Source organism: Streptomyces sp. NBRC 110611, from assembly GCF_001590865.1.
Taxonomy (GTDB): domain Bacteria; phylum Actinomycetota; class Actinomycetes; order Streptomycetales; family Streptomycetaceae; genus Streptomyces.
Genome location: NZ_BBUY01000005.1, coordinates 383,806 through 397,774, shown reverse-complemented (window position 1 = coordinate 397,774; position 13,969 = coordinate 383,806). Strand labels below are relative to the sequence as shown.

General features: G+C 71.3%; 13 protein-coding genes. 8 read left to right on the top strand and 5 right to left on the bottom strand.

Going from position 1 to position 13,969, the window contains the following annotated elements; translation table 11 throughout:
• The first annotated feature begins 110 nt into the window (after positions 1–110).
• Both lysS and AZE13_RS14965 read left to right on the top strand, forming a co-directional pair.
• Entirely contained in the window at positions 111–1,850 is a 1,740-nt protein-coding gene (gene lysS, locus AZE13_RS14970; protein WP_066931444.1) for a lysine--tRNA ligase, read from the top strand.
• 112 nt (positions 1,851–1,962) lie between these two features.
• Positions 1,963–2,184 (top strand): hypothetical protein, encoded by a 222-nt coding sequence (locus tag AZE13_RS14965; protein ID WP_066931159.1) that lies wholly within the window; start codon positions 1,963–1,965, stop codon positions 2,182–2,184.
• Positions 2,185–2,270: 86 nt separating this feature from the next.
• Here AZE13_RS14965 and AZE13_RS14960 read toward each other — a convergent pair whose 3' ends face one another.
• Together AZE13_RS14960 and AZE13_RS14955 are read right to left on the bottom strand one after the other, a co-directional pair.
• Entirely contained in the window at positions 2,271–3,011 is a 741-nt protein-coding gene (locus AZE13_RS14960) for a DUF3558 family protein (protein ID WP_066931157.1), read from the bottom strand.
• A 171-nt stretch (positions 3,012–3,182) separates the two neighbouring features.
• Positions 3,183–4,217, bottom strand: coding sequence for a hypothetical protein (locus tag AZE13_RS14955; protein WP_066931155.1), 1,035 nt, complete (start codon positions 4,215–4,217; stop codon positions 3,183–3,185).
• A gap of 162 nt (positions 4,218–4,379) precedes the next feature.
• On the opposite strand from AZE13_RS14955, the gene AZE13_RS14950 reads away from it, so the two are divergent.
• Complete coding sequence (locus tag AZE13_RS14950; RefSeq protein ID WP_066931152.1) at positions 4,380–5,573, top strand: RtcB family protein; 1,194 nt, start codon at positions 4,380–4,382, stop codon at positions 5,571–5,573.
• A 157-nt stretch (positions 5,574–5,730) separates the two neighbouring features.
• On the opposite strand, the gene AZE13_RS14945 is transcribed toward AZE13_RS14950, so the two are convergent.
• Complete coding sequence (locus AZE13_RS14945) at positions 5,731–6,489, bottom strand: SDR family NAD(P)-dependent oxidoreductase (protein ID WP_066931150.1); 759 nt, start codon at positions 6,487–6,489, stop codon at positions 5,731–5,733.
• Between the two features lie 245 nt (positions 6,490–6,734).
• Here AZE13_RS14945 and AZE13_RS14940 point away from each other — a divergent pair, with 245 nt between their 5' ends.
• Positions 6,735–7,478 carry an AAA family ATPase gene (locus AZE13_RS14940; protein ID WP_066931148.1) on the top strand — a complete coding sequence of 248 codons (744 nt, stop codon included), beginning with the start codon at positions 6,735–6,737 and terminating at the stop codon, positions 7,476–7,478.
• On the opposite strand, the gene AZE13_RS14935 is transcribed toward AZE13_RS14940, so the two are convergent.
• Positions 7,432–9,255: an FAD-dependent monooxygenase gene (locus AZE13_RS14935; RefSeq protein WP_079124001.1), complete on the bottom strand. Its 1,824-nt coding sequence runs from the start codon at positions 9,253–9,255 to the stop codon at positions 7,432–7,434. The genes AZE13_RS14940 and AZE13_RS14935 overlap by 47 nt on opposite strands.
• Before the next feature lie 250 nt (positions 9,256–9,505).
• Here AZE13_RS14935 and AZE13_RS14930 point away from each other — a divergent pair, with 250 nt between their 5' ends.
• Together AZE13_RS14930 and AZE13_RS14925 are read left to right on the top strand one after the other, a co-directional pair.
• Positions 9,506–10,156, top strand: a complete 651-nt coding sequence (locus tag AZE13_RS14930) for a TetR family transcriptional regulator (protein ID WP_079124000.1) — start codon at positions 9,506–9,508, stop codon at positions 10,154–10,156.
• 191 nt (positions 10,157–10,347) lie between these two features.
• Entirely contained in the window at positions 10,348–10,848 is a 501-nt protein-coding gene (locus AZE13_RS14925) for a cupin domain-containing protein (protein ID WP_066931146.1), read from the top strand.
• Positions 10,849–10,984: 136 nt separating this feature from the next.
• Here AZE13_RS14925 and AZE13_RS14920 read toward each other — a convergent pair whose 3' ends face one another.
• Entirely contained in the window at positions 10,985–11,536 is a 552-nt protein-coding gene (locus AZE13_RS14920; protein WP_079123999.1) for a hypothetical protein, read from the bottom strand.
• A 321-nt stretch (positions 11,537–11,857) separates the two neighbouring features.
• Here AZE13_RS14920 and hemL point away from each other — a divergent pair, with 321 nt between their 5' ends.
• Positions 11,858–13,183, top strand: coding sequence for a glutamate-1-semialdehyde 2,1-aminomutase (hemL, locus tag AZE13_RS14915; protein WP_066931438.1), 1,326 nt, complete (start codon positions 11,858–11,860; stop codon positions 13,181–13,183).
• Positions 13,184–13,203: 20 nt separating this feature from the next.
• The gene (locus AZE13_RS14910) at positions 13,204–13,884 is read left to right on the top strand and encodes a histidine phosphatase family protein (protein WP_066931436.1); all 681 of its coding nucleotides are present in this window, start codon (positions 13,204–13,206) and stop codon (positions 13,882–13,884) included.
• Positions 13,885–13,969: the final 85 nt, after the last annotated feature.

Below are 13,969 nucleotides of genomic sequence, written 5' to 3'. Positions count from 1 at the left end.
GAGTATCCCACGCGGCTACCACTGAATTTCCGACCGGTGGCCGTCTGGGAGAATGGACACCGGCGTGGAGAGCAGCCGCGCACCAGCCCCGAACCGAAAAGGACCCCCCGATCGTGGCCCAGAGCACGAGCACGGAGACCCAGGACTGGGTTTCCCGTTACGCGGACGACGTCATCGCCGAGTCGGAGCGTCGTGCCCCGGGCAAACCGGTCGTCGTCGCGTCCGGACTCTCCCCCTCCGGCCCCATCCACCTCGGCAACCTCCGCGAGGTCATGACCCCGCACCTGGTCGCCGACGAGATCCGCCGCCGCGGCCACCAGGTCCGTCACCTGATCTCCTGGGACGACTACGACCGCTACCGCAAGGTCCCGGCCGGCGTCGAGGGGGTCGACGAGTCCTGGGCCGAGCACATCGGCAAGCCGCTGACCTCCGTACCGGCGCCCGCCGGCTCGGCGTACCCGAACTGGGCGGAGCACTTCAAGGCCGCCATGGCCGAGGCCCTGGCCGAGCTGGGTGTGGAGTTCGACGGCATCAGCCAGACCGAGCAGTACACCTCCGGCGCCTACCGCGAGCAGATCCTGCACGCGATGCGGAACCGTGCGGAGATCGACGCGGTCCTCGGCCAGTACCGCACGAAGAAGGCCCCGGCGAAGAAGTCCCAGAAGCCGGTCGACGAGGCCGAGCTGGAGGCCGCCGAGGGCTCCGGCGCGGCCACCGAGGACGACGGCAGCGGCGGCTCGGCCGGCTACTTCCCGTACAAGCCGTACTGCGGCCGGTGCGAGAAGGACCTGACGACGGTGGTCTCGTACGACGACGAGACCACCGAGCTGTCCTACACCTGCACGGCCTGCGGCTTCGCCGAGACGGTCCGGCTGAGCGAGTTCAACCGCGGCAAGCTGGTCTGGAAGGTGGACTGGCCGATGCGCTGGGCGCGGGAAGGCGTGATCTTCGAGCCGTCCGGCGTCGACCACTCCTCGCCCGGCTCGTCGTTCCAGGTCGGCGGCCAGATCGTCGGCATCTTCGGCGGCGAGCAGCCGATCGGCCCGATGTACGCCTTCGTCGGCATCAGCGGGATGGCCAAGATGTCGTCCTCCAAGGGCGGGGTGCCGACCCCGGCCGACGCCCTGGAGATCATGGAGCCGCAGCTGCTGCGCTGGCTGTACGCGCGCCGCCGCCCCAACCAGTCCTTCAAGATCGCCTTCGATCAGGAGATCCAGCGGCTCTACGACGAGTGGGACAAGCTCGCCGGGAAGGTCGCCGACGGCTCGGCGCTGCCCGCGGACGCCGCCGCCTACGCCCGGGCGACCGGTACCGCGGCCGGTGAACTGCCGCGTACGCCGCGTCCGCTGCCGTACCGCACGCTCGCGTCGGTCGCCGACATCACCGCCGGACACGCCGACCAGGCGCTGCGGATCCTCTCCGACCTCGACCCGGCCGCCCCGCTCACCTCGCTCGACGAGGCCCGGCCCCGGCTCGACAAGGCCGAGGCGTGGATCAACAAGCACGTCCCCGCCGAACAGCGCACCGTCGTACGCGACGAGCCGGACACCGAGCTGCTGAAGTCCCTCGACGACCAGGCCCGCGACTCGATCCGGCTGCTCCTGGAGGGCCTCGACTCGCACTGGTCGCTGGACGGGCTGACCCACCTGGTCTACGGCGTGCCGAAGGTCCAGGCCGGCTTCTCCGCCGACGCGACGCCGAAGGAGCTGCCGCCGGAGATCAAGGTGGCGCAGCGGACGTTCTTCGCGCTGCTGTACCACCTGCTGGTGGGGCGGGACACCGGCCCGCGGCTGCCCACGCTGCTGCTGGCGGTGGGCGCCGACCGGGTGCGCACGCTCCTGGGCGCCTGAGCGGAAGCGCCGCTCGGGCGGAGGCCCGGCGTGCGCACTGGGACTTGAGGAGGAGTACGGGTTCGGCCCCGGGGAGGAGGATCCCCGGGGCCGAACCCGTCACGCTGGAGTCATGAGGGGAATCATCGGCTTCATCTTCATGATCCAGGGCGCCCTGGGTTTCGTCAGCCAGACCTTCTTCGACCGCACCTGGGGCCTGCTCGCCCACTGGTTCGACCTGCCGTCGGTCGCCTACCTCGGCCTCTTCGCGGCCGGAGCGGCCCTCGCCGTATGGGGCGACATGGACAGGAAGCGCCGCAAGCGAGGGCAGTCGGCGGGGTCGGAGGCGGCGTAGGGCGTCACCGGCGGGCCGAGGAGACCGAGGGGCCGCCGGGGTGGGGACGGGTCAGGGCCGCCGGGGCGGGGACGGTCAAGGCCGGGTCAGGGCTTCGCCTTGGCGGTGGTGGTCTTGGCGGTGGTGGCGACCGCCTCCTTGGCGGCGGCCTGGGCGGCCTTCAGCAGGTCCTCGCCCTTCGGGGTGTCCGCACCGGCCAGGCCCGCGCCGTTGTAGTTGATCGTGAGGACGATGTTCGACAGGCGGGCGATGATCGTCGTGTTCTTGTAGTCATTGCCCTCCTTCTTCGCGTCGTACGTGATCACGGTCGCCTCGTCGCCGGTACCGGAGGTCGTGGCCGCCTTCAGCTTCTCGGCGCCCTGGGTGGCCTTCGCGGCGGTGATCTGCTTGGCGTAGTAGTCCGCGGCGCGCTTGTCGGCCGCGCCGATGCCGGGGTCCGAGTCGTAACGCTGGAGCGCGACGCCCAGCCAGCGGAACTGGGTGCCGTCGACGCCCTGTTCGTCGGAGCTGTTCCACGAGCAGGTGCCGTGCGAGGCGTTGTCCGAGGACCGGCCCCGCTCCCCGGCGGCGTCCTTCACCTTGGGCACCAGCTCCTTGAGGGTGTCCTTGGAGAACACCTCGCACGGGTTCGGCAGCTGCTTGAACTTCGCGGGCGCGACGGTCGGCGACGGCGCAGCCGTGCGGCCGGGGGCGGACGCGGAGGCGGAGGCGTCACCGGAACCGGAACCGGAGCTGTCGCTGTCCGAGCCGGAGCAGCCGGCGACGAGCAGCGCCGGTACTGCTGCGCAGGTGAGGAGGCTGGCGAGGCGCTTGGCTGAACGGTGCATGGTTCCTTCGCTGTTCGTCGTCGTCGGATCGGCTGGGGCTTCCGACACGGGCCCCAGACGGCACGGTACGCGGCGCGGCGGGGTGGGTGACCGTTTCGTGTCGATGAGCACGACACAGAGAGCCGACATCCGGGACTTGTCGCCGAAGCGCGGCAACTCGCCCAATACGGACTATTCGCTGAGGCTGTCCGCCAGCTCGCCGGCCAGCGAACGGGCCTTGTCCTGCAGTTCCTGGCTGTTCGGCAGGGTCGACTTGTCCGTCGACCACTGGTCGTAGGTGATCGTCACGATCACATTGGACGTGCGGAACACCACAGTGATGTCGCGGTGGACGCCGGAGTCCGCCGTGACCAGTTTGTCGTTGAGGAACGCCGCGTCACCGAGGTCGTCCAGCACGCGGGGGGCGGTCGACGCGCCGGGGTCGGCGGCGGGGCCGGCGGCCTTTGAGGGGGCACCCGAGGCGCTCGCCCCGGTCTTGCCGTCCTTGCCGTCCTTGCCGTCCTGGCCTGCCTTGCCGTCCTGATCCGCCTTGCTGTCCTGGCCCGTCTTGCCGGACGCGTCTCCTCCGGCTCCTCCGTCTCCGTCCTTTCCGTCCGCGCCGGGCTTCCCGCCCTCGCCGTCCGTGGCGCCGCCCTGGGGGGCCGCGCCCTGTGCGGCGCCGGAATCGGCATCCTTGCCCTTCTCCGTGGCGGGGGGAGTCGTGGAGGCCGCCGGGGAGGCGGGGCCGGTGCCGGTGCCGCCGCCGGCCGGTATCTTCGCGGCCAGCTCCTTGCCGTCGTAGATCTTCTGCGCCTTGTCGTCGTCGCTGACCTTGGGGTCGTACGAGACCACGCGCTGGATGTCGAGGGTCAGATGGCGGGTGCCCGCGCCGGTCTCGCGGGTCCAGTGGCAGCCGACCCGGCGGTCCGTGTCGTAGGTGATCTCGGCCTGGCCGCCGTAGACCCGCTCCGAGTCCGCGCTGGAGGGCTGCTGGTCGTCGCCGGGCAGCATGCCCCGGAGGGTGCTGCGGGACGGCAGTCCGCAGGGCTCCTTGAGGGTCTGGTAGCGGCCCGGCTCGGCGGCCTGGCTCGCCGTGGTGGTGCCGCCGCCCTTCGCGTCGGGGCCGGCGCCGTCGCCGTCGGAGCCGCTGGTGCAGCCGGTGAGAGCGGCGGCCAGGGCCGCGGTGGCCACTACTGCGGCACCGGGTACGAACGACCTCCGTGGCATCGCTCGCGGCTCCTTCCCCTGCGAAATGCGCTTGCCGCCGGGCGGCGGCCGATGGACACAATGTGTACCGCACGTCTCGCCGCGCACGCCGGTCCGGCGTCCAAGATCGGATGACTTGTCCGGTTTTTGCGTTTTTCAGGTATTCGGGGGAATGGGGAAGTTATGTCGTACGTCGAGGTGCCCGGCGCGCAGGTGCCGATCCGGATGTGGACGGACCCGGCCGGGGTCGAGGACGTCGCGATGCAGCAGCTGCGCAACGTCGCCACGCTGCCGTGGATCGAGGGTCTGGCCGTGATGCCCGATGTGCACTACGGCAAGGGCGCCACGGTCGGCTCGGTGATCGCCATGCGCGGCGCGGTCTGCCCGGCGGCGGTCGGTGTCGACATCGGCTGCGGTATGAGCGCGGTGAAGACCTCGCTCACCGCCAACGACCTGCCCGGAGACCTCTCCCGTCTCCGCTCGAAGATCGAGCAGACGATTCCGGTGGGCCGGGGGATGCACGACGCACCGGTCGATCCGGGCCGGCTGCACGGTGTCCCGACGGCCGGGTGGGAGGACTTCTGGCGGCGGTTCGACGGGATCGCCGATGCGGTGAAGTTCCGTCACGAGCGCGCCACGAAGCAGATGGGAACGCTCGGGTCCGGGAATCACTTCCATGAGATCTGCCTCGACGACGACCAGTCGGTGTGGATCATGCTGCACTCCGGGTCGCGCAACATCGGCAAGGAACTGGCCGAGTACCACATGGGCGTGGCCCAGAAGCTGCCGCAGAACCAGGGGCTCGTCGACCGGGACCTCGCCGTCTTCCTCGCGGAGACCCCGCAGATGGCGGCGTACCGCAACGATCTGTTCTGGGCGCAGGAGTACGCGAAGCACAACCGCGAGATCATGATGGCGCTGACCCAGGACGTGATCCGCCGCGAGTTCAAGAAGGCGAAGGTGACCTTCGACGAGGTCATCTCCTGCCACCACAACTACGTGGCGGAGGAGACGTACGACGGTATGGACCTGCTGGTGACCCGCAAGGGCGCCATCCGGGCGGGCAGCGGCGAGTACGGCATCATCCCGGGCTCGATGGGCACCGGCTCGTACATCGTCCGCGGCCTGGGGAACGCCGCGTCCTTCAACTCGGCCTCGCACGGCGCCGGCCGCCGGATGAGCCGGAACGCCGCGAAGAAGCGCTTCTCGCGGCAGGACCTGGAGGAGCAGACGCGGGGTGTGGAGTGCCGCAAGGACTCCGGGGTGATCGACGAGATCCCCGGCGCCTACAAGCCGATCGAGAAGGTCATGGACCAGCAGCGGGACCTGGTGGAGGTCGTCGCCCACCTCAAGCAGGTGGTGTGCGTGAAGGGCTGACCCGGCGGGACGGATCCGTTCCGGCTGGAGCCTGACGGGTGACGGCTGACGGGTGACGACTGAGGGGTGAGGGCGGCGTGGCGCGCGGTGCGTCACGCCGCCTTGGTGCGGTTGGCGCCGCTGTGCGGTGCGGTGGGGGGGCGGTGGGGGTTCGGGCTCAAGTGGTGCGGTGCACCTTGGTGTTGGAGGCCTGGGCGCGGGGGCGGACCACGAGGAGGTCGACATTGACATGGGCGGGGCGGGTGATGGCCCAGGTGATGGTGTCGGCGACGTCCTCCGCGGTGAGCGGCTGGTCGACGCCTTCGTAGACCTTGGCGGCCTTGTCGGTGTCGCCGCGGAAACGGGTGGTGGCGAACTCCGCGGTCTTGACCATGCCGGGTGCGATCTCGATGACGCGCACCGGCTCGCCGCACAGTTCGAGGCGGAGGGTCTCGGCGATCACGTGGGCGCCGTGCTTGGCGGCGACGTAGCCACCGCCGCCTTCGTAGGTGCCATGGCCCGCGGTGGACGAGAGGACGACGACGGTTCCCTCGCCCGAAGCGGTGAGCGCGGGCAGCAGCGCCTGCGTCATATGGAGCACGCCGAGGACGTTGACCTCGTACATCGCGCGCCAGTCGGCGGGGTCGCCGGTGGCCACCGGTTCGGCCCCGAGGGCACCGCCGGCGTTGTTGACCAGGACGTCGACGGACGGGCGGTGGCCGAGGGCGGCGGTGAAGGCGTCGACGGCGGCGCGGTCGGTGACGTCGAGCGCGTAGGCCTCGGCGTGCGGCAGTTCGGCGGCGAGGGCCTCGATGCGGTCCTTGCGGCGGGCGGTGAGGATGACGTGATAGCCGGCGGCGGCCAGGGCGCGTGCGGTGGCGGCGCCGATGCCGCTGCTGGCTCCGGTGACGACGGCGGTGGGGGCCTCGGCGGTCATGGCTCTCCTCGGTGTGTATCCACGATCACTGCTCGGTGCTGCACTGTGCTGCTCTGTAGCTGATGTGTACTTGCGGTGTCACTGCCGTGCCGGCGCGACGGCCAGCGTACCGATCATGCCCCGGTGGGAGGGGCCGGCGGCTGCCCGCGCGGTGCCAGTGGGTGCCCGTGGGCTGCCCGCGCGGTGCCAGTGGGTGCCCGTGGGGTGCCCGTGCGGTGTCAGTGGGCTGTGAGAGTTTCGGGGGCATGCTGATCGAACGGGCTTATGTGGACCTTCCGGAAGGCGAGGGGACGGCCGAGGACGGCTGGCCCTGGACGGTGCCCTGTGTGCGCCAGCTGGCCGACGAGGGCCTGGTGTTCCGGGCGCCGGTGACGTTCCTGGTGGGGGAGAACGGTTCGGGTAAGTCGACGCTGGCCGAGGCGCTGGCGGAGGGATTCGGGCTGGACTCGTACGGCGGGTCGGCGGGCTACAAGTACGCGAGTCCCCGGGAGGTGTCGCCACTGGGCGCCCGGATGCGGTTCGATCCGACCCGCGAGGGGCGGGCGATGGTGCGGGCACCGCGGGTCCGCCGACGGGGCTTCTTCCTGCGGGCCGAGACGGCGCTGGAGGCGCTGAGCGGCGAGTGCAGGTGGGGGCGGATCTCGCGGGATCCGGACGACATGAGCCATGGTGAGGGCTTTCTGCTGGCCTTCCGGGAGCGGTTCTCCCAGCGGGGGCTGTACGTACTGGACGAGCCGGAGGCGGCGCTGTCGTTCTCCTCCTGTCTTGAACTGATAGGGCTGATGGACGAGTTGGCGAGCAGCGGAGCGCAGGTCATCTGCGCCACGCACTCCCCGCTGCTGACGGCGCTCCCCGGCGCGGAGATCGTGGAGGTCGGTGAGCACGGGATGCGGTCGGTGGAGTGGGCTGAGCTGGGGGTCGTCGACCACTGGCGGCGCTACCTCAACGACCCGCGGGCGTATCTGCGCCATGTCCTGGCGCCGGGATGACGGCCGCGGACGCCGGGCCTATGAGGCGCCCCTCGTCGACGGGCCCGGTAGCCCCCACGGATCCGGGAGTGCCCACGGGCCCGGTAGCCCCCACGGATTCGGGAGCGCCCCTGAGGCCGGTGGCGGGGGTGGAGTGGGCGGAGCCGGTCCAGTGGCGGAGGGCGGTGCGCAGGGCCGCGGCGCGCTCCTCCGGGGCCGTGGCGTCGGTGGCCCAGGCGATATAGCCGTCGGGGCGTACCAGGACGGCGGTACGCCGGTCACCGCGCCAGGCGGCGTGGAGGGTGCGGGCGGTGCGGGCGGTGCGGGCAGTGGCGTCATGGTGCTGCCGGCTGTCGGCGCCGGGATGGGCCGGAGGCTGGGGGAGGCCTGGTTCGCCGTCTGGGGTGATGAGGACGAACGTGCCGTGGCGGAGGAGTTCGTAGAGGCGGCTGCCGTCGGCAAGGTGGATGTCGGGGGCGCGCCGGCCGGCGAGGCGGTGGGCGCCGGGACCGGCCGGGTAGCCGATGCCGAGACCGGAGACCGTGCGGACCGCACGGCGGGACGCCGGCCGTAGGCGGCTGAGGAGCTGGGCGGCGAGGGCGCGGGCAGCGCGGCCGCGTGCGCCGTGCAGCAGGGCGATGCGGAGAATGGCGCCGCTGCTGCGCAGTACCTGCCTGCCGACGGGGTGCCGCTCGGTGTGATAGCTGTCCAGCAGGGTTTCGGGGGCGTGGCCCTGGAGGACGGCCGCCAGTTTCCAGCCGAGGTTGGCGGCGTCCTGGAGGCCGGTGTTCATTCCCTGGCCGCCGGCGGGGGAGTGGACATGGGCGGCGTCGCCGGCGAGGAAGACCCGGCCGACGCGGTAGGCGGGGACCTGGCGCTCGTCGCTGTGGAACCGGGAGACCCAGCGGGCGTCGTGCATGCCGTAGTCGCTGCCGAAGACGAGCCGGACCGCCTCGCGGATCTCGGCGAGGTCGTCGGGTGCGGAGTCGTCGGCCCGGCGGCGGAGGGAGCCGATGACGCGGTACCAGCCGTCGCCGAAGGAGCCGATGAGGGCGAAGGCGTCATCCGTGGCGGCAAGGAGCAAGGGCGACTCGGGTTTCCGGTCCAGCCGGACATCGGCGAGGGCCACGGAGCGGAGCACGGACTTCCCGGGGAAGGGCAGCCCGACGGCCTCGCGCACCGTACTGTGTACGCCGTCGGTACCGACGAGGTAGGTGGCGCGGATGCTGCTGCTCCGCTGCGCTCCGCCTCCGCTCTCCGCAGCGTCACCGGAAGCCGGGCTGTCGCCGGTGGTGCGCATCCGCACCGTCACACCGTCCGCGTCCTGTTCGAGCCCGAGCACCTCGCAGCTGTGACGGAAGGTCACCCCGGCCTCGCGGGCCCGGCGTTCCAGTACCCGCTCGACCTCGTACTGCGGTGTGATCAGCACGAACGGGAAGCGGGTCGGGAGCCGGCTCAGGTCGAGGGAGACGGAGCCGAACATCCGGGGGCGGGTGACCGGATGGCCGCCGTCGACCAGCTCGTCGGCGAGGCCGCGGGCGTCGAGCTGCTCCAGGGTCCGGGCGTGCACGGCCAGGGCGCGGGTGAGGTTGCCGACCGTGCTCGCGCGGCGTTCGAGGAGGGTCACGGCGAGGCCGGCCCGGGCCAGATCCCCGGCGAGCAGCAGCCCGGTGGGGCCGGCGCCGACGACGAGGACATCCGCGTCGTGGGCTGGTGGGGCGGTGTCGTGGTGGGTGGGGTGGTCGGTGCCGTGGGTGGTGCCGGTGGTGCCGTCGGGCGGATGGTTCATGGCATTCATGGCGGCTGCCTCCTCTGGCCGTGCCTCTGCCTCTGTGTCTGCTTCCGTCTCTGTCTTCGCTGTCCTTGCTGTCTCTGCTCAGTCCGTGTCGGTGCGAGTCAGTCCGTGTCGGTGCGAGCCAATATCCACGTGCGTGGTCAACGTGCGTGAGTCAACGCATGTGTGCCAACGCTCGTTGGTCAACGCTTGTTGGCAAGCGTAAGGCGTCGTGCGCTGGCATGTCAACGGTCGTTGGCCTACATTCGTTGGCATGGCAAAGCACGCCCCCCTCGCCGCCGCCGGCACCGGACCGGACCCGCTGCCCGACGCCTCCGACGCTTCCGACGACGCCACGGCCGACGGCGGCACACGCCCCCGCTCCGCCGCCACCCGGGCCGCGATCCTCGCCTCCGCCCGCGACCGCTTCGCCGCCGACGGCTACGACCGCGCCACCATCCGCGCCATCGCCAGGGACGCGGGCATCGACCCGTCGATGGTCATGCGCTACTACGGCAACAAGGCGGGCCTCTTCGCCGCCGCCTCCGAGATCGTGGTGAACGCCCCCGACCTCACCCACGTCCCCCACGACGAGCTCGGCTCCCGCCTCGTACGCCACTTCCTGGAGCGCTGGGAGAGCGACGAGACGATGACCGGCATGCTGCGCGTCGGCGCCACGAACGAGGCGGGTGCGGAGCGGATGCGTGGCGTGTTCGCCGAGCAGGTCGGCCCGATCCTCTCCGCGGTCTGCCCCGTACCGGAGGAGGCGGAGGTCCGTTCCGCGCTGATCGCCTCCCAGATGCTCGGGTTGGCCCTGTGCCGCTACGTCCTGCACATTCCGCCGGCCGTCGCCCTCAGCCATGACGAGGTCATCGCCTGGGTGGCCCCCACCGTCCAGCGCTATCTGACGGCCGAAACGCCCTGAGGTCCACGTCCTACGCCTCGGCCGACGACCGACGACCGACGGCCGGCCCGTCGGCGGAGGCGGCGGACATGGCCTGAAAGTGGCCGTCGCCGCGCCGCCTCGGTGCCTAGGGTGATTCACCACCGACGGACCGCCGGCACCCGCCGGCCCTCACCGATGGGCCGCGGACGAGTGGGAGGGGTACCCCACGGATGGACAGGCACCTCTGCACCCCAGGACCCGAGGCACTGATCGAGCTCTACGGGCTGGTGCCCCTGCCGCGGGAGGGCGGGCGGTTCCGGCAGACCTGGTTGGGGGCGCAGCGCCCCGACGGCCGGCCCGAGGGGACCGCGATACTGATGCTGCTGACCGCGGAGCCGGGCGACTTCTCCGCGCTGCACCGGCTGCCGGCCGATGAGGTCTGGCACTTCTACACCGGCGACCCGCTGAGCCTGTTCCTCCTCCCCGAGGACGGTCCGGCCCGTACGGTCGTGCTCGGCCCGGACGTCCTGGGAGGACAGCAGGTGCAGTTCACGGTGGCCGCCGGTACGTGGATGGCCGCCGAGGTCGCCGGCGGCGGAGCCTGGACGCTCTTCGGCTGCACGATGGCGCCCGGATTCACGTACGAGGATTACGAGCACGGGGACGCCGCCGAACTGGCCGCGCGCTTTCCCCGGGAGGCGGCGCGGATAGCGGAGCTGAGCCGGCCGTGACGGGGATGCGAGCGGCCCGCCCACATGGGGAAGGCGGCCCCTTCACGTCGTGAGCAGGCCGCCGAACCGTTCCCTCAGGGCGCGCCGAACCGTTCCCCCGGGTCGCGCCGGCCCCGGACCCGGCCCCGCTGAACCGTTACGGCCACACCAGGCAGTACGCCTGATGCCCCGCCTCGTGCAGCCGGTGGCTGAAGTCCTGCCACTCGTGCAGCAGCTGGTACACGGTGAAGGCGTCCCGCGGGCCACCGCGGTCGGGGACGGTGGACCAGATGAAGGCCGCCGCGCCGACCGACTCCTCGCCGACCCCGCGCAGGGGGTCGACCACGGTCATCGGGAGTTTGACGACGGCGTAGTCGGGGTGCAGGACGACGAGCTCCAGCGGAGGGACCTTGTGGAGCGGTATGCCCTCTATACCGGTGAGGACCATCGCGGCCATCGTCTCCGGCTTGATCTTGGAGAACATTCCGCCCATACCGAGCTCGTCACCGCCGAGTTCCTCGGGACGCATGGAGATCGGGACGCGGGCCGCGGTCGCACCATTGGGCGCGCCGAAATATTTGTACGTCACCCCCATGCGGCCGCCCCTGATGTCCCCGCCTTTGGTTCCCTCGCGCCGGTGACGGCCGCGCTGGGCGCGCCCGGAACCCCGGTCATCGGTTCCTTCGCCCAGTTCGCCACCGCGATGCATATCTCCACCCGACTACTCGCAGCCCCAGCCGCGCAACCCGATCATCGTCTCAGAGACCTCCCCCGTCGCCAGCGCATGAAACGCCCGGCCGCACGCCCCCGTGCGCCTCTGAGACCATTGCTTGCGTGACTTACTCGTACGTCGCCCCAGTTTCGCAGACGACTGGGGGCTGACGCCCGGTCGAAAGCGAGAGGAAGCAAAAAAGGATCGAGCGGGAACCGTACGGCCCCCCAGGGGGTCCAAGTGGGGATTCCCGCACGTTGTCAGCCGGGCCGTGTCCGTGCGCCGCCGCCCTCCCCGATTATGCAGGTCAGGATCGTCGTGTCTTTTCCTTATGAAGCCCCTGTTTCACAGTCGCTGTTCGAGCGCGCGTCCGTGGTGACGCCGGGCGGCGTCAACTCTCCGGTGCGGGCGTTCCGGGCCGTGGGCGGTACGCCCCGGTTCATGGTGTCCGGTACCGGCCCGTACCTCACCGACGCCGACGGCCGCGAGTATGTCGACCTCGTGTGCTCGTGGGGTCCGATGATCCTCGGCCACGCACACCCCGAGGTGATCGCCGCGGTCCAGGAGGCGGTCGCCCGCGGTACGTCGTTCGGTACGCCCGGCGCGGGCGAGGTCGAGCTGGCCGAGGAGATCGTCGCCCGGGTCGAGCCGGTCGAGCAGGTGCGCCTGGTGTCGTCCGGCACCGAGGCGACGATGTCGGCGATCCGGCTGGCGCGCGGGTTCACCGGCCGGCCGAAGGTGATCAAGTTCGCGGGCTGCTACCACGGGCATGTGGACGCGCTGCTGGCCGCGGCCGGCTCGGGCGTGGCGACCTTCGGCCTGCCCGACACGCCGGGCGTCACGGGCGCGCAGGCCGGCGACACGATCGTGCTGCCCTACAACGACCTGGAGGCGGTGCGGGCCGCCTTCGCCGCGCACCCCGGCGAGATCGCCTGTGTGATCACCGAGGCGTCGCCCGGCAACATGGGCGTGGTGCCGCCGCTGCCCGCCGCCGACGGCCGCCCGGGCTTCAACCAGGGGCTGAAGGACCTGTGCTCCGAGAACGGCGCGCTCTTCATCTCCGACGAGGTGATGACCGGCTTCCGCGTCAGCAAGTCCGGCTGGTACGGAATTGATGGCGTACGTCCCGACCTGATGACCTTCGGGAAGGTGATGGGCGGCGGCTTCCCGGCCGCGGCCTTCGGCGGCCGTGCCGACGTCATGGCGCACCTGGCCCCGGCCGGCCCGGTCTACCAGGCGGGCACCCTGTCCGGGAACCCGATCGCCACCGCGGCCGGTGTCGCGCAGCTGCGACTGCTGGACGACGCCGCGTACGCGAAGGTCGACGCCGTCTCCGCCGAGATCCGGGGCCTGGTCGGCGAGGCCCTGACGAAGGAGGGCGTGGCGCACCGCGTCCAGGCCGCGGGCAACATGTTCACGGTCTTCTTCACCGACGCGGACGTCACGAACTACGACCAGGCCAAGGCGCAGGAGACCTTCCGCTTCACCGCCTTCTTCCACTCGATGCTGGCGCAGGGCGTCTACCTCCCGCCGTCCGCCTTCGAGTCGTGGTTCGTCTCCACCGCGCACGACACCCGGGCCGTCGAGCGGATCGCGGCCGCCCTGCCGGCCGCCGCCCGGGCCGCCGCCGAAGCGACGGAATGAGGAGGGGCGGTATGAGCGGCATGAGCAGCGAAGACATCACCGTCGTCCATCTGATGCGGCACGGCGAGGTGCACAACCCCGAGGGCGTGCTGTACGGGCGCCGGCCGGGCTACCACCTCTCCGATCTGGGCCGGAAGATGGCCGACCGGGTCGCCGAGCACCTCGCCCAGCGCGACATCACCCATGTCGTCGCCTCGCCCCTGGAGCGCGCGCAGGAGACCGCGGCGCCGATCGCGGACGCGCACGGCCTGGCGCTGGCCACCGACGAGCGGCTGATCGAGGCGGCCAACGTCTTCGAGGGGAAGACCTTCGGGGTCGGCGACGGTGCGCTGAAGAAGCCGGGGAACTGGAAGTACCTGACGAATCCGTTCCGGCCGTCATGGGGCGAGCCGTACATCGAGCAGGTCGTACGGATGATGGCGGCGCTCGGCGCGGCCCGGGACGCGGCCCGGGGGCACGAGGCGGTGGCGGTCAGCCACCAGCTGCCGATCTGGATCGTCCGCAGCTTCGCGGAGCGGCGGCGGCTGTGGCACGACCCGCGGAAGCGGCAGTGCACGCTGGCCTCGCTGACGTCGTTCACCTTCCACGGCGACAAGATCGTTTCGGTGGGGTACAGCGAACCGGCGCGCGACCTTGTGCCCTCCCACCTTCTGGCGGGCGCCAAACCCGTCAAGGGAAAGGCCAAGGCTTTCGGGGCCTGACCTCACCTCATATGGCGGAGCGTCAATGAGGCCGCCGACGACGAGCGGAACAACCTGTTCGAGCGAATAGCCCGGAGTCCCGCCG

Excerpts from the sequence above, each read along its gene's own strand:
- AZE13_RS14965 (WP_066931159.1), top strand. The coding sequence starts at position 1,963 with ATGAGGGGAATCATCGGCTTCATCTTCATGATCCAGGGCGCCCTGGGT.
- AZE13_RS14945 (WP_066931150.1), bottom strand. The coding sequence starts at position 6,489 with ATGACCGCCGAGGCCCCCACCGCCGTCGTCACCGGAGCCAGCAGCGGC.
- AZE13_RS14950 (WP_066931152.1), top strand. The coding sequence starts at position 4,380 with ATGTCGTACGTCGAGGTGCCCGGCGCGCAGGTGCCGATCCGGATGTGG.
- AZE13_RS14940 (WP_066931148.1), top strand. The coding sequence starts at position 6,735 with ATGCTGATCGAACGGGCTTATGTGGACCTTCCGGAAGGCGAGGGGACG.
- AZE13_RS14955 (WP_066931155.1), bottom strand. The coding sequence starts at position 4,217 with ATGCCACGGAGGTCGTTCGTACCCGGTGCCGCAGTAGTGGCCACCGCG.
- AZE13_RS14935 (WP_079124001.1), bottom strand. The coding sequence starts at position 9,255 with ATGAATGCCATGAACCATCCGCCCGACGGCACCACCGGCACCACCCAC.
- AZE13_RS14925 (WP_066931146.1), top strand. The coding sequence starts at position 10,348 with ATGGACAGGCACCTCTGCACCCCAGGACCCGAGGCACTGATCGAGCTC.
- AZE13_RS14930 (WP_079124000.1), top strand. The coding sequence starts at position 9,506 with ATGGCAAAGCACGCCCCCCTCGCCGCCGCCGGCACCGGACCGGACCCG.
- AZE13_RS14960 (WP_066931157.1), bottom strand. The coding sequence starts at position 3,011 with ATGCACCGTTCAGCCAAGCGCCTCGCCAGCCTCCTCACCTGCGCAGCA.
- AZE13_RS14910 (WP_066931436.1), top strand. The coding sequence starts at position 13,204 with ATGAGCAGCGAAGACATCACCGTCGTCCATCTGATGCGGCACGGCGAG.
- AZE13_RS14920 (WP_079123999.1), bottom strand. The coding sequence starts at position 11,536 with ATGCATCGCGGTGGCGAACTGGGCGAAGGAACCGATGACCGGGGTTCC.